Raw genomic sequence first — 21,571 nt, forward strand, 5'->3', positions numbered from 1 at the left:
TTTTCTAGCAGGCTGGTGTGGCGCAGCTTAAGGGCTGGTAACATGCTCGCTCCCTATCCGCCGGATAAGACGCTTTTGAATGAATGCTAATCACACGTCACGCAATAAGCCTTGGTACCCTCACCACCGCAGCCCTCAGGAGTTTGTTCCTTTACAGCAACTAAAGGCGACTTCACGCCCTGGTGAATGGCAATCCCTGGGCGCGGAGCCGCTTTTTTCGTTAGAAGGACAGTTACCGTTGCCCGGCTGGAACATGGTCGAAATTGCCTGTGAGCGGGACGTGACTAGCGTTGTATCTAGCCTCACGTTTGAGTCTGCACGACGCTCGTTAACGGTAGAGCTGCCTCTGCGTGTGGGTAAGATCACGAAGCGGCTTGTATACGTGCCATGGGGCGTGAAACGTGTGACGTTTGCGCCCATGAACGCTACGGGTACGTTTTCCTTGGCGCATTTTCGCTTTGTATGGCTAACGCCCATGTTTGCCTATAACCGTTTGCTGCAGCGGTTATCCAACATGCATGAACACTATCGCGATCTTTCGTTGAAAGAAATTGAGCTCAGTTTGAAGCAGCAGGCGCGAAAACAGAGCCGCAAATGGCAAACCATTGCCCTGGAGGATTACGAAAGTACATTCATCAGTTTTTCCACTCGTCGCCACTACCAACAGTGGGTTCGTCAGGTTGAGCGAAGGCGTGCGCCTAGCGATCATGAGGTGGCCATGCGCCACAACGTGCACTCATTTGATTGTAGTATTTTGCTGGTATGCCCTATTGGCGAGGCGACGCCTGACGCATTAGAAGCTTTAAAAAATAGCTTAAAAAGCAGTTTGGCCAGTGTAGCGGAGCAGTCCTTGTCGCCGCGTCAGGCCGTACTTTTGTTACCGTCACCGGCATTTAATAGCTGGCAGGCATGGTTAGCTGAATGGCAGCGAGAGGTACCCGTTCTTCGTGTTGTAGAAAGCCATGCGACAAGTGTGGCGGCTTTACGGGTAGAGGCCCTTTCCTATTGCGAACACTCCTGGATATGGTTTTTACGCCCAGGCGATCGTTTAGCGGCGAATGCACTGTTTCATATGGCCAGTATTGCCGCTGATAATCCACAAGCGCAGATGCTAATAGCCGATGAGGATAGCCTTGACGAAGAAGGGGTCAGGCACTCGCCCCAGTTTAAGCCTGAGTGGAACGCTGATTTGCTGCTTTCGATGCCGTATATGGGCCGAGCCGTATGTTACCAGCACAGCTTTTTTCCACGCCTTTCAGCCGATATGTGTGGTGACAACGCTAATAACCCGGATTGGCTGGATTACGTGCAAACGTTGGATGTGACGCGCCGCGATGACTTTTCTTCACAAAAGCTTGCCCATGTGCCCCATATTGCCTACCACGGTGTACCGGAGGCTGCCACAACGCCTTCCAGCTATGTAGAGGCTGTTAAGCAACACTTAAGTGCCTGCGGGCAAGTTGCAGAAGTAACGCCAGGGTTATTGCCCGGCACGCAGCGCATTCACTGGCCAATGCCTTCGCCAGAACCCTTGGTGAGCTTGCTGGTGCCTACCCGTGATGGTGTCGATATTTTGCGCCCTTGCGTTGATGCTATTTTAGATCGTACCGACTATACCCACTTTGAACTGCTTATTCTGGATAACCAAAGCAGTTGCAAAGAGACCTTGGCGTATTTGGACGAAGTGGCGGCCCGTGACTCTCGAGTAAAGGTATTGTCTTGGAATGCTCCCTTCAATTATTCCTCTATCAATAATTTTGGCGCCGATAATGCCCGGGGAAGTGTCATTGGTTTAATCAATAACGATGTAGAACCGATTGACGGTCAGTGGTTAAGCGAGATGGTAGAGCAAGTATCACGTCCTGATATTGGCTGTGTGGGAGCTAAACTCTACTACCCCAATGACACCATTCAGCATGGTGGCGTGATTCTTGGGCTAGGTGGATTAGCAGGGCATGCCCATCGCTTCTTTCAGCGTGATGAAGATGGTTATATGGGGCGCTTGAAAGTGGCTCAGAATCTTTCGGCGGTGACGGCAGCTTGCTTATTGCTGCGTAAAGAGGTCTTTGATGCCGTTAATGGTTTGAATGAGGGAGACCTGGCTGTTGCTTATAACGATGTGGATTTATGCATAAAGGTTCGTGAGGCGGGTTACCGTAATCTGTGGACGCCATTTGCTGAGCTTTACCATCATGAATCCATTTCCCGCGGTGCCGATGACACCCCTGAAAAGCGTGCACGTTGGCTAAGCGAATATGCCTATATGCGTAAAACCTGGGGTGAATTGCTAGACAGTGACCCGGCCTATAATCCCAATCTAACCTTGGTTCATGAGGATTTTTCGTTGCGATAAATGCTTGAATATCTAAATAAAAATCTGAAAGAGCCGGTGTCGTGGCACTTGTCAGAGACGTTGCTACATCAATCAACAATCTTCGCCGGATATTCAAGTAATAGGTTATGTTTAAAGTAATTAAAAAACCGGGCGTACTAGGTTTTATAGATCGGGTTAGTGGGGATGCGATTAGTGGTTGGAGCCTATCGCCATACGTGACGGTGGTAGTTAATGGCCGAACCCGTTGCCGTCTGTCTTGTAACCGACCTCGTGCGGATGTGAAAAAGGCAGGGCTTTCTTTGAGTGGCAACGTGGGGTTTCAAGGGCCGCTTGCGCTGAAGCATGGGGATGTCGTCCGCGTGGTAACGCCGAAAGGCGTGCCATTACGGCATAGCCCTTGGCTTTATAGGCATCCGCAGAAAAGCGATTGGTTACCTATTGCCATCTCCCATCAGCACGCGGAGTATAAAGCCGTGGCTTCGCTTCCTGATCAATTGTTGGTAGATAGGTTTAAACCCCTGTTTGGGCAGTCTGCTGAACGTGGAATGGCTGGCGCTGTACTTAATGTTGCTAACCAAGCCCCCGTCATGGCGCGTTTTGATGTGGAGCCCAAGGCTCATGCAAACGTAATGCAGCTTTATGACAAGGTGATCACGCCTAGTCGCATAGCCGCGCCGCCTTTATTGGCAGCGTTTCCGCAAAAAAAGCATATGCTACAGATGTTTGCTTTTCAGCCAGGCATCACACTGGAAGAAGTGGGCAACGGGTGGGAAGCGTGGGTGCCTATGGTAATGGCTCAACTTCACACTCTTCAACAAGCTGGCGAAGCTGGGCGCAGCGCTTTAAAACGCCGCACCAGCCGCTTTAAAAGCTTATTGCATAGGCTGCTTCCATCGGTATTTGCCCAGGCTTTGCGTGAAGGTGTTAACAAGGTTGAACTGACATTTTTTGTCTTTTTAATGCGTGTTACTGCGCGCTTGCCACGCGTCTTATCGCATGGTGACCTGCATCGTAATAACGTGCTCATTGATACTCAGCAGCAGCAGGTAGCGCTTATTGACTGGGATCGATGGGGATATCTACCGTTAGGGTTCGATGCGGCGCTTCTGTTGCGGGGGCTACCCTGGCCTGCCGTAGAAAACTTGGCTGGAAAAAGAGCTGACCAGCAGTTGGGTGCTTTGGTGTTCACCTATTTGTTCCAATGCTTGGACGTCGCTCATTTCATGCGGTCTGAAGAGGCTGCCGAGTTGCGGGCTCGTATTTACAAGTTATATAAACAGTTCAAAATGTAACCTGGTACAGGCAACTAACCCTGTTACGGCGTGCAGCGGTGCCCGGGGTATGACGTGCCACGGGGCGTCGTTCCGACGCCTCCCGCGGGTGCCTCGAAACGCTCGCTGAACTCGCATTCTCGTTACCACGCGCCACGGATTCATGCACAAAGCTGAAGGGTGGGTTTTCGTAGCGCGGCGTAAGCGTTAGCGCACCCGCGAAAGCAGCGCGAAGCGGTGCCAGTGTGTTTGGTAAACGTGCTATGCTGAATTGATAAAAGCTGTTATGAGCTGGAGGTGTGAGATGTACGCAGTGGAGTTCGAAACAGATATTGAGAATGAGTTTATTCGTCTCCCTCAGTTTGAGAAGCTGAAAAATCGCCATGTTAAAGTGATTGTTTTAACAGAAGATTCTCCCAGTGAAATACCAATGTCGGAAGCTCAGGTAGTCACGCCCCGTCGCCGACCTGCTAAGGTACCGCCTATCCGTTTTAATGAGGATTCATTCGATACCGTACCGGATTCCAGTTGGGATTTTTCTTGATGCAGGTTCTGGATACTCATGTTTGGTTGTGGTGGATGTCAGGCGATAAGCGGTTGAAGCCTAAATTGCGCGAAGCTATTGAAAATGATGCTTGCGTGGGAGTAAGCGCAATTAGTCTGTTTGAAGTGGCATGGTTGGTAGAGCACCAGCGTATTGATCTGGGATGTGCTCTAGAGTGGTGGTTCGAACAGGCGCTGGATGCTTCCAACATAACACTATTACCGATTACCCCTACGATTGCAGAGCGGGCCGCTAAGCTGCCAGAGCATCATAGTGATCCTCAAGACCGTATTATTATTGCAACGGCTTTGGCGCACCAGGCAAAAATCTTGTCAGCGGATTCGAAATTCAAGTTGTATAAGGAATTAAACTCGCTTCTGGTGCGTTGAGTGCATTATTGTTTGTGTTTTTGTAGCTCAGTTTCAGCGCGAAGCGTTGCCACGAGTCGGTGGGCGTCGTTCCGCCTCCCGCAGGTGCCTCAAAACGCTCGCTGAGCTCGCTTTCTCGTTACCACGCGCTACGGTATGTGCACGCACTTGAATAGGTGGTTTTCGTAGCGCGGCGTAAGCGTCAGCGCACCCGCGACGGCGGCGGCTAAAGCTTTTGAAGCAAGGAGCAGAACCATCGTTAAAAGGGATGTATTGTGAGCAGTCAGGTTGGGTGGGTTGTTCTAAGCGATGGGGCGCGACCGACCGAGGATATTTATTTCTTGGCATCCGCTGCTCCTGGTCTGCGCCGTCGTGGCGTGGCGGTCGAACGTTTCGCCGCTTCCCGGTCTTTCGGGTCCAGTTGGCTACATGGCCGTTCTCTTCTGCGTCGTTACGCGGGGGCTAATCTGCTGCTTTGCCGTTCGTTACCGGTAGGCTGGCTACGTTGGCTAGAACGTCATCGCCATGCCTTTGGTTATATTGCCTATTTGATCGATGATGATATTTTCGCTGCATACAATGACTTAACATTACCGGCCGCCTATCGTAAGCGCATGGGGAGAATTGCTAAACATCAGCCTCGCTTAGTATCACTGGTTGATGAAGTGGTGGCCTCTAGTGAGCCATTGGCTCGCTGTTTTTTTAGTGAACACGACAATGTTCAAGTGCTTACGCCACCTTTGATTGCTCCACTGCCTTCACTTCAGCATTTTTCGCTACTACCATCTTCCAGCGCTAACTGGAAAATCGGCTTTTACGGTACCCGGGCGCATTTAGCTGACCTCATGCATATCGCCCCGGCCATAGAAGAAATTCAGTCTCAGCGTGTAGATACCCAGGTGGAGGTTATGTTGGGGCCTCATACCCCAGAAAGTTTAATCACCCTGCCGCGATTAAACGCGCCTAGCCCCTTAACATGGGAGACGTTTAAGGTTTATCAACGAGAGCACCAGTGCCATATAGGCCTAGCCCCGTTGCTAGATACCCCGTTCAATCATGGCAAATCCTTTATAAAGTTTTTTGATATTACCGCCATGGGCGGGGTGGGAATCTACTCCAATCGCTATCCGTATACTGAGATTGTCCACCACGGAAAAAACGGGTTGCTAGTCAATGATGCCCCCGTTGAATGGCGAAGCGCGTTAGAACACTTACTAGAAAACCCCAAAGCGGCTGCCAACATGGCTCAGCAAGCCGCTATTGATGCAAAAAAATTCGGTAACGTAGAGGCCGCTGTGCAATTCTGGTTAAAGCGTAGTGGTGCCGTGACGCAATAATATGAACAGGGAGAGTGAACCATGGAATCTACTGTTAAAGCTTTTTATGAAGAGCGACCCAGCGCTAGCGTTGTAGGCGAGCGCGTGTCATTTGGCACCTCCGGCCATCGTGGCCGTTCTATCGAGCGTACGTTTAACGCCGCGCATATATATGCCATCACTCAGGCGGTGGTCGACTACCGACGTGAGGCGGGCTATCTGGGGCCGCTGTTTTTAGGTTTTGATACCCATGCGCTTTCGCGCCCTGCCTGGGAGTGCGCGCTGCAGGTGTTGGCTGCCAATAAGGTACCGGTATTTGTCGAGAAAGATCACGGCTACACCGCGACGCCGCTGATCAGCCAGGCGATTCTGCACCACAATCATCCCCATGATCAGGCGACACCCGATGTGGCGCTCGCGGATGGCTTAATCATCACGCCTTCGCACAACCCGCCAGAAGATGGCGGCATTAAGTACAACCCGCACCACGGCGGCCCTGCGGATACTGACGCCACCGGCTGGATTGAACTGCGTGCAAACGCCTACCTGCTACGTCAATTGGAAGATGTGCCAACCGTGCCGGTTGATGAGGCGATTACCCATGCCCAGGAGTATGATTTCACAGCGCACTACGTTGCCAAGCTAGGCAGCGTGGTGGATATTGCCGCCATTCAAGGCGCAGACTTGACCTTAGGCGCCGATCCTATGGGCGGCACTGCACTGCCGGTATGGCAGGCGATAGCGGCGCACTACAATCTAAATCTTGATGTCGTGAATACCACGATTGATCCTGCGTTTGCGTTTATGCCGCCGGATCATGACGGTAAAATCCGCATGGATTGTTCAAGCCCGGCGGCAATGGCTAACTTGCTCAAGATTAAAGACCGCTTCGATATAGCCTTTGGCAACGACCCCGATGCTGACCGTCACGGAATAGTTGATGCTAGTGGTCTGATGAATCCGAACCACTTTTTGGCCGTGTGTATCGATTATCTGATTACACATCGCCCTGAATGGGCTGCGTCGCTAAAAATAGGCAAGACGCTGGTGTCATCCTCAATGATCGATCGGGTGGTGGCTTCTCATCAGCGCGAGCTGTATGAAGTGCCGGTGGGTTTTAAATGGTTTGTAGAAGGCCTGCACGAGGGCTGGCTCGCTTTTGGCGGCGAAGAGAGCGCGGGGGCGAGTTTGCTAACCCGCGACGGCAAGGCATGGTCTACCGATAAGGATGGCATAGTGCTGTGTTTGTTGGCAGCGGAAATTATGGCGGTCACCGGCAAAACACCCAGCGAGTATTACCGCACGTTGACTGAACGCTTTGGTGAGCCTTTCTATAAGCGAGTTGATACGGCTTGTTCAGCCGAAGAGAAGGCGGCGTTTAAAAAGCTGAGCGCTGAAAGCGTGACGGAGAAAACCCTGGCAGGTGATGCTATCACCGCTGTATTGGTAGACGCGCCGGGCAATGGTGCTGCTATTGGCGGCGTCAAAGTCACCACCGAGAACGGTTGGTTTGCCGCTCGGCCAAGTGGCACTGAATCGCTTTACAAGGTGTATGCCGAAAGCTTTAAAGGCGAGCAACACTTGGATGAATTGATTGAGAACGCCAAGGCCTTATTGGCGGGTGTGTTGAAATAGAATATTGAGGCCGTTTCATCCTTTGGCGGGCACCTTTTAATGGTGCCCGTTATGCTTTTGGTAAGTGTTTCAATTTGTCGTTTCTATTCAGTTTTAGGGATTTATTAGGATGAAAATTGCCGTTGCAGGAACCGGTTATGTGGGGCTTTCCAATGCGCTATTGTTAGCGCAGTACCACGAAGTGGTCGCGGTGGATATCGTCCCCGAGAAAGTAGCGCTGCTGAATAAGGGCCTCTCTCCGATTGAAGATACTGAAATAGCAGCGTTTTTAAATCGTACTGACTTGAATTTTACAGCGACGCTGGAAGCCGAGCAGGCCTATGCTGATGCTCAGTTCGTGATTATTGCCACGCCCACTGATTACGATCCTCAAACCAACTATTTCAATACTAAAAGCGTTGAAGCTGTCATTGAGCAGGTCATGCGCATTAACCCTGAGGCGGTGATGGTCATTAAATCCACCGTGCCAGTGGGTTACACGAAAGATGCCGCTAAACGCTTTAACACACAAAACCTTATTTTCTCGCCTGAGTTTTTACGGGAAGGAAAGGCGCTTTACGATAATCTTTACCCTTCGCGTATTATTGTTGGGGAGCGTTCTGAGCGAGGCGAGCTTTTTGCTGAACTCCTCAAGCAGGGGGCGATTGCCGAAGAAATAGAGGTACTGCTGACGAATAGCACTGAGGCCGAGGCGATCAAACTGTTTGCGAATACGTATCTGGCAATGCGGGTCGCTTACTTTAATGAGTTAGATACCTACGCGGAAACGCATGGCCTTGATGCTAAGCAGATTATTCAAGGCGTTGGCCTAGACCCGCGTATTGGGAAACACTACAACAACCCTAGCTTTGGGTACGGTGGCTATTGTCTGCCTAAGGATACTAAGCAGTTGCTCGCCAACTATGCTGATGTGCCGAGTAATATGATTCAGGCAATTGTAGATGCCAACCGCACGCGTAAAGATTTTATCGCTGACGCTGTCCTGCGCCGCAATCCAACCGTGGTTGGGGTGTATCGTCTTATCATGAAAACAGGCTCGGACAACTTCCGCGCCAGCGCCATGCAAGGCGTTATGAAGCGCATTAAGGCCAAAGGCGTGGAAGTGGTCGTTTACGAGCCAGTGTTGGAGGAAGATAAATTCTTTGGCTCAACCGTTATGCGCGATTTAACCGCGTTTAAAGACAAATGTGATGTCATCCTAGCTAACCGAATGGTCACTGAGCTTAGCGATGTGGAATCCAAGGTATATACCCGCGATTTGTTCGGCAGTGATTGAAAAGGTGGCTTTACGCTCGCTGAATTCGCGTTCTTCGTTACCACGCGCTACGAGTATGTGCCCTCACTCGATTTCGGTAGCGTGATGACGTACACACTCCTTTGGAATCCCCATCTTCAAGTGCAGGCGAGATTGAGTAGCGCGTGGTAAGCCTCGGGCGCACCCGCGGAAGCAGCGAGAAGCGGTGCCGGGGTTTAGCTCGTGCAGGCTGGGTTGGTTCGGTGCCATTGGGCGTCGTTCCGACGCCATCCGCGGGTGCCTCGTTATGTTCGTTCCACTCACATACTCGTTACCACGCGCTACGGTTTGTGGCGCCACGGATCTTTGTGTGAGCACATACCTTGTAGCGCGTGGTAAGCCTACGGCGCACCCGCGAAAGCAGCGCGGAGCGGTGCCGGGGTTGGCTCGTGCAGGCAGCGTTGGTTGGGTGCCATTGGGCGTCGTTCCGCCGCCATCCGCGGGTGCAGCCACTTGAATACGTTTCCAATTTTATTCCCAATCCATATCGGCAACATCGGGGGCTTGTTGGGTGCCCCAGTCGGGGGCGTACCAGCCTTTTTGAACGCATTGTTGAAAGCTTGACCACTCCCAGTCGCGTGGGGCTTTCGTCCAGCCGTGTTTGACGGGGTTGTAGTGGATGTAATCCATATGGCGCTGCCAGTCGTTTTCGTCGCGAATAACGTGCTCCCAGAAGCCGCGTTGCCAGGCGTTATGGGTGCCGGGTGGAAAGAAGAATTCCTGTGAGGCGTATTTTTTGATATCCCGCCAGCGTGAGGAGTAGTCGGCGTCGCCTTCAGGCAATCTCCACAGGCAGTGGAGGTGGTCAGGGAGCAGTACGAATGCATCCATTGCGAAAGGCTGCTCTTCTCGAACTCTACGAAACGCACGTCCTAGGGCATCAATATTCAGGCGATCCGCCAGCAGTGGTTGTCGTGCGTAGGTGACGACGGTAAAAAAGTAGCAGCCGCCAGGAACATGCGCGCGTCGATAGGTTGCCACCCTTGCCTCCATGCAGAATGATTGGGTTTGGAAGGCCTAGTGTAGCGCATCGTTATGGGCTGTGTGGGCTATGTCTTGCTTAAAGTATCGAGCGGTATTTCCAGATGCTGGGGCCGGTTGAGTACATTGAGCAGCACGATGGCGCGCTCTTCGCCTTTACAGCGGGTGAAGATGGCTTCCAGGTTTTTGAAGGGGCCATCGGTGATGGTGACTTTCTCGCCGGCGTTGAAGTAGGTGTGAATGCCTTCCTTGCTGTGCGGCTGGGCGCGCAGAGTTTCGACGAGTTGCGAAGGCACTGAGACGGGTCTGTCGCCAAAGGTGAGCAGGCGCAGTACGCCGCGGGTGGAGCGAATGGGCCGCCAGTTGCTGACGAGCTGATCCAGGCAAATAAACAGGTAGTAGGGGAAGAGCGGTTCGGTCACCGTAATGAGCTTGCCTTGACGCTTGCGTTGGCTATTCAGAACGGGGTGAAACACCTCATAGCCTTGGTTGGCGAGGTGCTCGGCAGCGCGAAATGATTCGCCCCCTTTACACTGAATAACGTACCAGGAGGGCGTTGCTGCGCCCTCCTGGTCATTGCAAACATCCATGCCATCATCCTTGCGTCTGGAAAAGCGTTACAAAATTATGGCAGTAGCGCGGTGAGCGCATCAAGGGTTTCATCAATGTGCGCCTGGGTGTGATCACAGGAGAGAAAGAAGCGTAACCGTGCGCTTTTTTCGGGTACCGCCGGATGCAGGATCGGCTGTACGTTGATGTGCTGTTCCAACAGGGCGTTGGAGAGCCTGGCAGCCGACGCGGAGCTGCCAATAATCACCGGTACGACCGCGGCGCCGATGCTTTTGCCGGTATCTAACCCGCGGGCAGTGGCCTGTTCAAGGAAGTAGCGGGAGATGGCGTGCAGGCGCTGTACCCGTTCGGGCTCTTGCTGCATCAATTGCAGCGCGGCCAGCGAAGGGGCGGCGACCTGGGCGGGCATGCCCACGCTGTAGAGAAAGCCGGGAGCCAGGTAGCGCAGCGTTTCCACCAGTGGCTTGCTGCCCGCGATATAACCGCCACAGCCTGCCATGGCTTTGCTCATGGTGCCCATCCAGATATCCACATCACGCGGGTCGATATCGAAATACTCGCGCAGTCCCAGGCCAGTGTCGCCCATGACACCAAAGGAGTGGGCTTCATCGACCATCAGCCAGGACTGGTAGCGCTGCTTGAGCTCAATAAAACGGGGCAGCTCAGGGATGTCACCGTCCATGCTGTAGAGCCCTTCGATCACCACCAGCACGCGTTCAAACTGATGCCGATGCCGGGCCAACAGAGCTTCCAGCGCGGCAGGGTCGTTATGACTAAACGACATGCGCTTGGCGCCGGAGAGCTGCGCACCGACCAGCGAGCTGTTATGAATATACTCGTCGTGGAGCACTAAATCCTTGGGCCCCAGCAGGTGCCCTAGCGTGGAGACATTAGTGGCGTGACCGCTCACAAACACCACGGCGTCTTCAACGTCGTAGGCCGTAGCCAGGGCTTGTTCCAACTCCTGATGAATGGGCCGCTCGCCGGAGACCACGCGACTGGCAGAGACCGAGGTGCCGTAACGCGCCACGGCATCGCAGGCGGCCTGATTGATACGCGGGTCACCTGAGAAGCCGAGGTAGTTATAGCTGGCAAAGTTAATGCAGGTCTGACCATTGATCACGCTGGTCGCCCCGGCGGTGCCTTCGTGCACCTTGAAGAAGGGATCGACCAAGCCTAACTGGTCAGCGGCCTGGCGCATCATGGCAATTTGCTGGTAGCCGGGTTGGGCATCAAAGCGCGTGAAGCGCTCGGGCACTGTCCGCTGATCAGTTCCTTGCCCTTTGGACGACGGTGCGGCGGCGCTGGCAGCACGCGGCGCGGTGCGCTTGCGTGCTTGTTCCAGCAGTTGCTGTTTCAGTTCAGAGCGCTTGGCGGTCATGGTGTCTCAGTCGCGGGTGATGAAGAGGCAGACGCAGGCTCAGTGGTGAAGCCTTCCGCACCGTGTTGTGCGGCCAGCGAGGCTATCGCATCTTGCGGAGCGTCTTCAACATCGTCGTGCTGATGCATTTTCTGAATCAGTACGCCCGCCAGCTTGTCGAGTGTGGATGCTTCACTGAGCACCATTACTGACACTTGAACGCCCAAGCGGTTCTCGATAGCGGTCATAAGCTCAACGCCCATCAGGGAGTCAAAGCCCATGTCGTAGACCGAACGGTGAATATCGAGCTTCTCTTCATCAATCAGCAGGATGCTGGCCAGTTCGGCGCGCAACAGGTCGGTGACGGTGCTGTGCAGCTCCTCTGGCGAAAGGTCGGCCAGTAGGGCGCTGATGTCGTCATCGGCATCCCGGCTGCCGTCGTCGTCGCTGGCTCGGGCAATTTCGTTAAAGCGCGGTGCTTCAGCCGTCGGTAAGAAGCGGGCAAGCGCGCCCCACTCCAGTTCCAGCACGCCCAGGCTTGGCCCTGGGGTCAGCAGCATCTGTTCGAGTACTTTCAGCGCGTCCTCCGAGCGCAGCGCTGAGCCGCCCAGGCGCTCTTGCAGTGCATCTCGTGTACGAGTATTGCGGGCCAGGAAGCCGACATCTTCAATAGCACCCCAGCGCACGCAGGTGGCCGGTAAGCCCGCAGCGCGGCGGCTGGCCGCAAATGCTTCCAGCCAGTGGTTGGCGGCGACGTAGTTAGCCTGGCCAGGGTTGCCGAACAGCGTGGTGGCCGACGAGTAGAGCACGAAGAAGTCCAGCTCGGCCTCGCGGGTGAGGGCATCGAGGTGGCGGGCACCGTCGATTTTGGGCGCTAGCACTTTCTGAATGCGTTCGGCATCCAGGTTACGGATCAAGCCGTCGTCGATCACCGTGGCGGCATGCACGATGCCGCGTAGCGGTGCCAGTTCACCCTTGGCGCGCTCCAGCACATCGGCCAGCGCAGTGCGGTCGGTGATATCGCAGGCGGCGGCAAGTACTGTAACCCCTTGCTGTTCAAACGCCGTTATCGCTGCCTGGGCCTCTTCACTGGCGGGGCCACTGCGGCTGAGCAGAATCAGCTGCCGTGCGCCTTTATCGACCAGCCATTGAGCGGTTCTTAACCCAAAGCCCCCCAGGCCACCGGTGACCAAATAGCTGGCATCCGCAGGCAGTTGCATGGCTTCCGTGCCCAATACGTCGTTTTGGGGCGGCGCGATAGGCTGTTCGTAAGTCACCACGACCTTGCCGATCTGGCGCGCCTGCTGCATATAACGGAAGGCATCGATGACCTGGGTGTGGCTGAACGAGGTAAACGGCAGCGGGCTGAGGGTGCCGTCGTTAAACAGCGCCATCATCTCGCCAAACAGGCGTTGGGTAAGGGCGGGCTGCACCTTCATTAGCTGGTCGGAGTCGATACCGAAGTAGCTTAGGTTGTTGCGGAACGGGCGCAGGCCAATATGGGTGTTTTCGTAGAAATCGCGTTTACCCAGCTCCAGGAAGCGGCCGAACGGGCGCAGGGCGCGCAAGTTCTGATTGATCGCTTCCCCGGCCAGTGAGTTAAGCACCACATCGACGCCTTCGCCCTGGGTGTCTTCGAGGATCTCTTCGGCGAAGGTGAGCGAGCGCGAGTCGTAAAGCCGATCGATGCCCATCAGGCGCAGGAAGTCACGCTTCTCTTCGGAGCCTACCGTGGCGTAGATTTCCGCACCCAGCCACTGGGCAATTTGCAGTGCGGCGATACCTACACCGCCAGCGGCACCGTGAATCAGCACTTTCTCGCCGGGCTCGACCCGCGCCAGGTGCTTGAGCGCGTAGTAGACCGTGAAGAAGGTGGTCGGAATCGTGGCCGCCGCGGCAAAGCTAATGCCCTCTGGCAGCGGTGCCACCGCGTGCTGGCTGGCGATGACCTTATCGCTGAAGCTGGCAGATCCGAAGCCGACCACGGCTTGCCCAGGCGTCACGTGGGTGACGTTGCTACCCACGCTTTCGACCACGCCTGAAAATTCAAGACCCAGGGTCGGCCCGGCAAAGCCGTTCTCAATCGCTTCATCGGAGAGCAGGCCGAGGGTGTACATCACATCGCGGAAGTTAAGCCCGGTGGCTTTAACACGAATGGCCACCTCATCGGCATCGGCTTCCGGTAGCGGACGCGGGCGCCAGGTCAATTGACGCAACTGCCCAGGCATGGCAAAGCCGAGCGTCATCGCTTGGTGCGATGGCCCGCTTTGATCCGCTGCTGCCGGGCGGGGCGCCGCTAGCGTGCGCAGTCGGGTCGCGAAGCGGCGGCCGTGGTTATCGATTAGTGCTTCGTTTTCGCTATCCGGTTGGGCCAGCAGTTGCGCCCAGGTTTGTAGCGAGGCTTCGCTCATCGTCGCCGGTACATCCAGCAGATAGACGCTATGGCCGACGGCTTCGTTGGCCAGTGAGCGGCCAAAGCCCCACAGGGCGGCATCGCCAGGGGCTTCTCTATCGCTAAGGGCTTCGCTATCGCTAAGGCCAGAGTCAGTCGTCGCCTGCCAGAGCGCGCTCAGGCCGTTGGTCACTAGCCATAGAGAGGCGGCGAGGGAGTGCTGCTCCAGGGCCAGCGTCCACTGTAGCGAGTGCTCACAGCGGGCGGTTTGCGCCTCGGTACTGCTGGCGCCGAGGCCACGCAGGTCTATGACATTAAGCGGTAGCTCACCATGCTCACCCACTTCCGGTTGGGCGAGCGCTGGCTGGGTTAACGCGTGTTCAAGCAGCTCGGCGGGGGCGCTTTGGCTGATGCTGAGCAGGGCCGGGGCGTCTAACGATTGCAGCGCTTCGACCAGGCTGGCGGCAAGCGCTTCGCTGTGGTCATCCGCGACCACTAAATGGCGCCGCTGAGCGGTGTTTGATGCGCTGGTGGCGGTATCAAACGGGTAGTGGGCGTGGAGCAGGTAGGCACCGCTTTCGCTCTCTTCCAGCGCCATCGGTTCGGAGACCATAAAGCCCTGGTCGTTTAGCCAGCCGATAAGGGCCTCTTGCTCCAGCGCGGTTTGATCAATGCCGGGCGTGGCCAGCAGATCATCCAGCCAGCGGCTGGGGGCGATGCCGATCAGCATTACCTGGGCACCTGGGGCTAGCTGCGCTGGCAGCGCTTCAATCAACTGACGCGTTGCGGCCGGGTGGGTGATATCCACGCTGACGAACGCCAATTGGGCCTTTTCAACGCCGGTGGGGGCGGTCATTGCCGCTACATCGTTTTGGTCAAGATGCTGCATATCCATCAGCGGGAAGCGCTCTTGCAACTGCTCCGCCTGATGGCGCGTGCTATCGAGAGTGGTGATCACGCGGTAGTGGGTCAGGTCGTGGTACAGCGCCTGGGCGCTGCGTTCCAGCAGGCGTTCGCCTAACGCAGGCGCGCTGGGGCCTGCTTCCAGCAGTTGCAAGCGCTGTCCGCTGGGGAGTTCGGCGATCAGGGTATCGATTAGCTCGGCTAACTTGCCGGCCAGTGCCTGCCAGCCGCTTTCACCTACCAGCACACGGTTTAAGCGCGCCAAGTGGTCGTGGCTAATACCCAGGGTTTCCAGGTCACTCGTGCCGCTGCGCAGCGCCTGTTGGTGAAGCCCTAACCGGCCTACCAAGTGAATGGGCGCAAAGTAGTCGGGGTAATCCTGCACCAGCAGTTGCCAGATAACGTCTGGCGAGTGCTGGGTTTCTTCGCTATCGACAGTGAGGCTCTGCTGGGCGAAGGCTTCGCTGAGGCTGTCGAGCAGCGGCGCCACTTCATTGCCATAACGCTGCCCGGTGCTGGCGGCGTAAACGCTGGCGATATCGGCCAGCCGAGCGAGTGCATCGCCGGGCAGTGCCAGCGGTTCTGCCTGCAATGGCGCTGGCGTGAGTTCCACGTCCAAATAGCTGAAGTGCTGGTGATGGGCGCGGTTGAGACGAATCGCTTTGAAGCGGGTTTTGCTCAAGACGGCGACCGCATTTCCGGCGGCGTCATACAGCTCGAAATCGGCGGTAAAGGAGTGCGGTGCGCGCTTGCCCATCACGGCGCGGGCGAGAACTGGCACACCTGCCTGAGTGTTGACTTGAATGCGCCCCACGCGCACCGGCACAAAGGCAAGCTGGGAAGCGAACTCGCTGTGCTGGGCCAGCAGCGGGATAAACATCTGGAAAGCGCTATCCAGAATGCCGGGGTGCACGTGCAGCGTGCTGAGCTGTGCCTGGACTTCATCCGAGAGGGCGATTTCGCCAATCACCGCATCGCCTTCAATCCAGCCCTGGGAAATCGCCTGGAAAGCGGGGCCATAGTGCAGGCCAATGTGCTCGGCCATTTCCAGGTGGTCTGCCAGCGTGTAGTCCGGCGCACGGGTGGGCAGCGCAGGGGCTTTGCGATTGAGTAAAAAGCCACGGCTTTCGCGCATGGTGCGCGCCACGGCATTCAACTGCCACTCAACCCCCGTGGCTGGCTCGCGGGAGTGGATCTCCAAGCGGCCATCTTCCGGCAAATAGGTCAACCGCATGGTGCGGCCATGGGAGCCATCCAGCAGCAGCGGGGCGCGGATTTCCAGCTCTTCGATATCCAGCAGTGGGGAGTCTTTTAGCTGCAGCGCCGCCGCTAACGTTAGCTCTACAAAACCCGCACCGGGGAATACCGCGCCTTCACCCACCACGTGGTCAGCCAGCCAGGGCTGGCGCTGGGTGTCGAGTTGGCTCTCCCAGGTGTGTTCGTGCTGGGCTAACGGGTAGCCCAGCAGCGGGTGCTGGTAGTAGCGAGAAAGCAGGCCTTGGCTGTCATTGGTGCCGTGTACCCAGTGGTGGCTACGCTGCCAGGCATAGCGGGGTAACGGTACACGCTGCCCTTCCACTGGGAAGTAGCGGCTACCCAGGGCAAGGCCGCTCAACAGCACTTGACTTAAACAGCGCTGCAAACCTTCAAGCCCCGGCTTATGGCGCTCGATGGTGCCAAATACCAGCCCAGGGCGCTCCAGCTGGCGGAGCGACTCATTGAGGTAACGGCGCAGAATGGGATGGGCACCAATCTCTACAAATACGTTATGGCCTTGCGCGATCAACGCGCTAGCAGCGGCTTCAAACAGCACCGGCTCACGAATGTTTTTCCACCAGTAGGTGGCATCCAGCGCTAACCCGTCACTTAGCGCGCCGGTCACGGTGGAGTAGTAGGGGATCTGCGTGGGCCGTGGGGTAATGTCCGCCAGCGCTTCAATAACCCCGGCTTCAATGCTGTCCATCGCCGGGCTGTGGAAGGCGTAGTCCAGGGGCAGTCGCTTGGCAAAGATATCCTGCTCGCTCAGGGCGGCTTCCAGAGCGCCGAGCTGCTGGCTGTCGCCTGCTAGCGTAATACCTTTCGGGCTGTTAATGCCGGCCAGACAAACCTGATTGAACTCGGGCTTTTCAAGCCACACGGCGATGTCGTCGGCGCTCATGGCCACGGCGGTCATTTCGCCTTGACCACGGGTTTTGCCTTGGTAGTCGCTGCGGTAGTAAATCACTTTCACCGCATCTTCCAGGCTTAATGCCCCACTGGCCCAGGCAGCGGCTACTTCACCGACGCTGTGGCCGAATACTGCCGTGGGTGTGATGCCTTGTTCGTAAAGCCACTCGGTTAGTGCCACTTGCAGGGCAAACAGCGCCGGCTGGGCGATCTCGGTTAAGCCGAAGCGATTCTCCTCACGTTGGCCATTGCGACCTTCGAGCTCGGCACGCAGTGAGAAATCACCGTACTGTTGAAAGAGGGCGTCAACGCGGTCAATGGCTTCAGCGAAAATCGGCGATTCGGCGAGCAGGTCGTGCCCCATGGTTTCCCACTGGCAGCCGTTGCCGTCGTAAACGAACACCGGGCCTACCGCCTTGGGTAGGCGCTCCAGGTGGGTGACGCTATTGGCTTCTCCAGCGGCAAACTCGCTGAGTCGCGCAGCGGCTTCTTCCGCCGTTTGGGCGAACAGCAGCGCGCCGTGGCTGTGCTGGTCGCGGTGGTTGAACAGGGTATAGGCGATATCGTAGAAGCTGGCGCTGTCGTTTTCGCGTAAATCGTTTTCACGCAGAAAGTTAGCCAGGGCTTCAGCGCTTTGGCTAAGCGCGGCTTCACTGCGGGCGCTAAGGCGAATGGGTAGCGGTGTATCCGGCGTTTGCGGTTCGGGTTTTGTCCGCTCGGGCGGGCTTTCCAAAATAACGTGGGCGTTGGCGCCGCCAAAACCGAAGGAGTTAATGCCAATCACCAGGCGGCCCTGCTTTTTCAGCGGCTGGGCCTTGGTGACCACCGAGATATTCCACTCATCAAACTTGATACGCGGATTGAGTTTACGTATGCCAATGGTGGCGGGCACTTCGCGGTGCTGAATGCTGTAGAGCGCCTTGGCCAGCCCGGCGACCCCAGAGGCGGTTTCCAGGTGGCCCAGGTTGCTCTTTACCGAGCCAATCAGCAGCGGCGTTTTACGCTGCTGGCCGAGTGCTTCACCAATTGCGCGGGTTTCGATCGGGTCGCCAACGGCGGTACCGGTGCCGTGGGCTTCCAGGTAGTCGATCTCATCCGGCGATATGCCCGCCTGCTGGTAGGCGCGCTTCATCAGGTCAATTTGGGCGCTGGGGTTAGGCACGGTCAGGCCGGATTTATAGCCATCGGTGTTGACCGCAGAGCCTGCCACGACGGCAATAATGTTGTCGCCGTCGGCGACGGCTTGGTCATAATCCTTGAGTAGGAAAATGCCGGCCCCTTCCGAGCGCACATAGCCGTTGCCCGCTTCATCAAACACCTGACAGCGGCCAGTGGGCGAGAGCATGCTGGCTTTAGAGAAGATGATAAAGCCATAGGGGTGCAGGTGCAGGCTAATACCGCCCGCCAGCGCCATTGTGGTTTCGCCACTGCGAATCGACTGGCAGGCCTGATGAAAGGCCACCATTGAGGACGAGCAGGCGGTATCCAGGGACATGCTGGGGCCGTGCAGGTCGAACACGTACGACAACCGATTCGAGGCGATGCTGGAGGTGTTGCCGGTGGCGGTGGAGGCATCGATCGCCGCCATATCGTCTGCTATACGATAAGAGTAGTCGAGGCTGGCAACGCCTAAAAATACCCCACACTGGCTGCCACGCAGCGAGCTGGGCGGAATGCTGGCGTTTTCCATGGCTTCCCAGGCGAGCTCCAGGAGCATGCGCTGCTGGGGATCCATATTGGCCGCTTCGCGGGGCGAAATACCAAAAAACTCAGCGTCAAAACCACTGATATCGCCCAGGCTACCGGCGGCAAAGGTCACGCTGGTGCCGGGGTGGCGCTTATCCGGGTGTAAAAAGGCGTCGTGGCTCCAGCGATCGGCGGCCACTTCGGTAACTAAATCTTTTTCGGCTTGCAGATCCTGCCAGAACGTTTCAGGGGTGGTGCCGGGGAAACGATGGGCGGCGCCGATAATGGCAACGCGTTTAGTCATTCTTGCTCCTGAGGTTCTGGTTCTGCCTTGATCACATCGTTACTTATATCGTGTCCAAACACCTGTTTAAATAACTGGACACCAAGTTCGTTTGCGGCTAATTCGAGTGGCTCATTAGTCGTTTCCCAATGCGCCGTTGCTAACCGCTCGCCTGCTGCTTTCCAATCCGCTGATGACCATATCATGTAGGGGGTGCGGCTATCTGGGGGCGTAAAGTGCGCATACGCCTCCGGCAGAATCGGCACATGATCCCCATACCAGCCTAGCAGCCCTGGCCGTTTTGCAGTATTTAGCGAATTTTTAACGCTGGCTAGCATCTTGTCGGATTCACTTAAATGGTGCAAATAGACCGCCAAATCACGCAAATGGTTGGGCAGCGGCCATGGCGCGTTGGGCAGCGTAGTGGCTAGCGTCGCCCTATTGGGGGCTTCTAAATGAAGCGGGCCGTGATTCTCCATGGTGATAACAAACACAAATAGCGGTCTATTATCGTCATCTTCAAGCAGCCGTCCAATCTTTCGTGCAACCGCCTGGTCACTAACGTACTGGCCGCTTTTGTCGCTGCTCTTGAAAGCATTGATATCTATAAAGTGATCGAAGCCTAATTGGGGCATTACCTTGTGACGAAAATAGAAGCTCGCCAGGTAGGGGTGCACGCACACCGTGCGGTAGCCCGCCGCTTTTAACGCACTCGCTAAACTGGGCATTGGGTGGCGAGCAAGCGTGCGGTAAGGGTTGAACTGGCGCGCGCCCCACTGACTGGGGGCCGTGCCGGTTAACAGGGCACACTCGGTACGCACTGTATTGGCGCCCCAGGCGGGTACGCTTAACGCGCCGTGCAGGCTGGCACTTGCGCGGGTGGCATCAAAGTGGGGGAGCAGGTCGCTGTTGACTTCTGCACACCAGGGGCGCGGGTCGAAAAACGATTCGCTCTGCACCAGCACTACATTGGGCAGTGGCTGCTCGATCTGATGCGCGCTTGCCACCGCCGTTAAAGCGTGAAAGGGGGATTGCTCCGGCGCAGGAACAGGAGAGCGCATCAGCGCGACACCGTAAGCCCACAGGCTGGCGAATAGCCCCAAGCGGTGTAGGTCGTCTGCGGGGCGTAAGGTAATGGCGGGGAGCTGACTCACGCTCAATACCAGTAGAAAAGCGCCTGCTGCTATTAACCCCAGCGCATTGGTTAAAAAACGACTGGCACTCTCGCTGGTTACCAGCGAGCCTTCCCAGTAAAAAAAGCCGCCAATCGCTACCGCAGCGGCGCTGCTGGCGGCAATCGCCAAGCCAACCCCGAAGAAAGGCACGTAGAGGCGCGGGTGGAGTATGGCGTCCCAGAAGTATTCAAAGTCGTGGCAGATAAACGGCTCGTTGAGCGTATGGGATTTAGCGTTGCTCGACTGCACGACGACCAGTTGCAGCGAGAGAAACACCATTACCGCAAACCACGGGCGCTGGAGTAGCAGCACCAGCAGTCCGAAAAGCAGTAACCATGTGCCAAGGTGGACACTATTGGCGGCTGCTCCGCGCTGCCAAAAAGGGCGCGGCCGAGGTCTGAGCAGGGCTTCAAACGCGCCGCTTATCAACAGCCCCAAGAGCAGCGGCCCTATCAGCGCGCTAATCATGGGGCGTGTCTCCCTCGTGATTAAAGCCCAGGCGTTTGATCAGCCACTGAGACACTCCCGCGGGCAGTACCGCTAGCCACCAAGTACCAAAATTAAGCGGGAAGGGAAAGCTGATGCGTGCGCGGTTTGCAGTGATGCCGCGCTTAATGACTTTGGCGGCGCGCTCGGGGGGCCACTCCCAGGGTTTGGGGCCTGGCATGGCTTCACACATGGGTGAGGTGACATAGCCGGGCATGACCACCGTTACGCCGATACCGTGAGGCGCGAGCAGTCCGCGTAGCCCTTCGCCATAGGCCTTGATACCCGCTTTGCTGGCGCTATAGCTGGGTGTAGTGGGTAAGCCGTGCCATGCGGCAAGCGAGCTGATCAGCACCAGTTGGCCGCTGCCGCGGGCCTGCATGGTGGGTACCAGATGCTGCATCATGGCAATAGGGGTTTTTAGGTTAATATCCAGCAGCGCCTGTACGTCCTCCCAAGGCTCTAAGAGAGCGGGCCCTTGGGGGTGGGTATTCTTGCCCGCGTTGGCAATCACGATATCCGGCACTTGTTGGGCGCAGAGTTCGGACAGCCAGCCTTGCAGCGCGTGGCCATCGGTTAGCTCGATGGTGGATAGGGTGACTTGGGCGCCTTGCTTGCGGCAGGTGCTGGCAATTGCCTCTAGCTTCTCCTGCTGGCGTCCATGCAGTACCAAATGGGTACTGGGGCCGGCATAGGCGCTTGCCAGGGCGCCCCCAATCGCGCCAGTAGCACCGGTGATCAGCACGCAGCGGTTATGAGGAGGCTGTTTCGTCGTCGCTTTCCCCGTAACGGTCACAGGTTCTGTC

At 56.4% G+C, this 21,571-nt stretch carries 13 protein-coding genes; 7 read left to right on the forward strand and 6 right to left on the reverse strand.

Translation table 11 applies throughout. The features are described from left to right. The first annotated feature begins 79 nt into the window (after window positions 1-79). The 7 genes from JI62_RS17125 (at window position 80) to JI62_RS17155 (ending at window position 8,745) form a co-directional block, all read left to right on the forward strand. Window positions 80-2,353, forward strand: a complete 2,274-nt coding sequence (locus JI62_RS17125) for a glycosyltransferase family 2 protein (RefSeq protein ID WP_088701291.1) — start codon at window positions 80-82, stop codon at window positions 2,351-2,353. Between the two features lie 107 nt (window positions 2,354-2,460). Then, entirely contained in the window at window positions 2,461-3,627 is a 1,167-nt protein-coding gene (locus JI62_RS17130) for an aminoglycoside phosphotransferase family protein (protein ID WP_088701292.1), read from the forward strand. A gap of 283 nt (window positions 3,628-3,910) precedes the next feature. After that, window positions 3,911-4,150: a hypothetical protein gene (locus JI62_RS17135; protein WP_088701293.1), complete on the forward strand. Its 240-nt coding sequence runs from the start codon at window positions 3,911-3,913 to the stop codon at window positions 4,148-4,150. Continuing rightward, window positions 4,150-4,539 (forward strand): type II toxin-antitoxin system VapC family toxin, encoded by a 390-nt coding sequence (locus JI62_RS17140; protein WP_088701294.1) that lies wholly within the window; start codon window positions 4,150-4,152, stop codon window positions 4,537-4,539. The genes JI62_RS17135 and JI62_RS17140 overlap by 1 nt, the downstream gene beginning before the upstream one ends. A gap of 254 nt (window positions 4,540-4,793) precedes the next feature. After that, window positions 4,794-5,855 (forward strand): glycosyltransferase, encoded by a 1,062-nt coding sequence (locus JI62_RS17145; RefSeq protein ID WP_088701295.1) that lies wholly within the window; start codon window positions 4,794-4,796, stop codon window positions 5,853-5,855. 21 nt (window positions 5,856-5,876) lie between these two features. Continuing rightward, window positions 5,877-7,469, forward strand: coding sequence for a phosphoglucomutase (alpha-D-glucose-1,6-bisphosphate-dependent) (gene pgm, locus JI62_RS17150; protein WP_088701296.1), 1,593 nt, complete (start codon window positions 5,877-5,879; stop codon window positions 7,467-7,469). Between the two features lie 109 nt (window positions 7,470-7,578). Next, window positions 7,579-8,745, forward strand: a complete 1,167-nt coding sequence (locus JI62_RS17155) for a nucleotide sugar dehydrogenase (RefSeq protein ID WP_088701297.1) — start codon at window positions 7,579-7,581, stop codon at window positions 8,743-8,745. Window positions 8,746-9,234: 489 nt separating this feature from the next. On the opposite strand, the gene JI62_RS17160 is transcribed toward JI62_RS17155, so the two are convergent. The 6 genes from JI62_RS17160 to JI62_RS17185 form a co-directional block, all read right to left on the reverse strand. Further along, window positions 9,235-9,744, reverse strand: coding sequence for an REP-associated tyrosine transposase (locus JI62_RS17160; RefSeq protein ID WP_088701298.1), 510 nt, complete (start codon window positions 9,742-9,744; stop codon window positions 9,235-9,237). 68 nt (window positions 9,745-9,812) lie between these two features. Further along, window positions 9,813-10,334, reverse strand: coding sequence for a transcription/translation regulatory transformer protein RfaH (gene rfaH / locus JI62_RS17165; protein ID WP_088701299.1), 522 nt, complete (start codon window positions 10,332-10,334; stop codon window positions 9,813-9,815). Between the two features lie 35 nt (window positions 10,335-10,369). Continuing rightward, on the reverse strand, window positions 10,370-11,695 hold the full coding sequence (locus JI62_RS17170) for an aminotransferase class I/II-fold pyridoxal phosphate-dependent enzyme (protein ID WP_088701300.1): 1,326 nt from the start codon (window positions 11,693-11,695) through the stop codon (window positions 10,370-10,372). After that, the gene (locus tag JI62_RS17175; protein WP_088701301.1) at window positions 11,692-19,125 is read right to left on the reverse strand and encodes a type I polyketide synthase; all 7,434 of its coding nucleotides are present in this window, start codon (window positions 19,123-19,125) and stop codon (window positions 11,692-11,694) included. The genes JI62_RS17170 and JI62_RS17175 overlap by 4 nt, the downstream gene beginning before the upstream one ends. Then, window positions 19,122-20,747, reverse strand: a complete 1,626-nt coding sequence (locus JI62_RS17180) for an LTA synthase family protein (RefSeq protein ID WP_088701302.1) — start codon at window positions 20,745-20,747, stop codon at window positions 19,122-19,124. The genes JI62_RS17175 and JI62_RS17180 overlap by 4 nt, the downstream gene beginning before the upstream one ends. Further along, on the reverse strand, window positions 20,740-21,561 hold the full coding sequence (locus tag JI62_RS17185) for an SDR family NAD(P)-dependent oxidoreductase (RefSeq protein ID WP_088701367.1): 822 nt from the start codon (window positions 21,559-21,561) through the stop codon (window positions 20,740-20,742). Before JI62_RS17185 ends, JI62_RS17180 begins: the two co-directional genes overlap by 8 nt. Window positions 21,562-21,571: the final 10 nt, after the last annotated feature.

The organism is Halomonas campaniensis (genome assembly GCF_002211105.1).
GTDB lineage: Bacteria > Pseudomonadota > Gammaproteobacteria > Pseudomonadales > Halomonadaceae > Vreelandella > Vreelandella campaniensis_A.

Excerpts from the sequence above, each read along its gene's own strand:
- JI62_RS17125 (WP_088701291.1), top strand. The coding sequence starts at position 80 with ATGAATGCTAATCACACGTCACGCAATAAGCCTTGGTACCCTCACCAC.
- JI62_RS17130 (WP_088701292.1), top strand. The coding sequence starts at position 2,461 with ATGTTTAAAGTAATTAAAAAACCGGGCGTACTAGGTTTTATAGATCGG.
- JI62_RS17135 (WP_088701293.1), top strand. The coding sequence starts at position 3,911 with ATGTACGCAGTGGAGTTCGAAACAGATATTGAGAATGAGTTTATTCGT.
- JI62_RS17140 (WP_088701294.1), top strand. The coding sequence starts at position 4,150 with ATGCAGGTTCTGGATACTCATGTTTGGTTGTGGTGGATGTCAGGCGAT.
- pgm (WP_088701296.1), top strand. The coding sequence starts at position 5,877 with ATGGAATCTACTGTTAAAGCTTTTTATGAAGAGCGACCCAGCGCTAGC.
- JI62_RS17155 (WP_088701297.1), top strand. The coding sequence starts at position 7,579 with ATGAAAATTGCCGTTGCAGGAACCGGTTATGTGGGGCTTTCCAATGCG.
- rfaH (WP_088701299.1), bottom strand. The coding sequence starts at position 10,334 with ATGGATGTTTGCAATGACCAGGAGGGCGCAGCAACGCCCTCCTGGTAC.
- JI62_RS17170 (WP_088701300.1), bottom strand. The coding sequence starts at position 11,695 with ATGACCGCCAAGCGCTCTGAACTGAAACAGCAACTGCTGGAACAAGCA.
- JI62_RS17175 (WP_088701301.1), bottom strand. The coding sequence starts at position 19,125 with ATGACTAAACGCGTTGCCATTATCGGCGCCGCCCATCGTTTCCCCGGC.
- JI62_RS17180 (WP_088701302.1), bottom strand. The coding sequence starts at position 20,747 with ATGATTAGCGCGCTGATAGGGCCGCTGCTCTTGGGGCTGTTGATAAGC.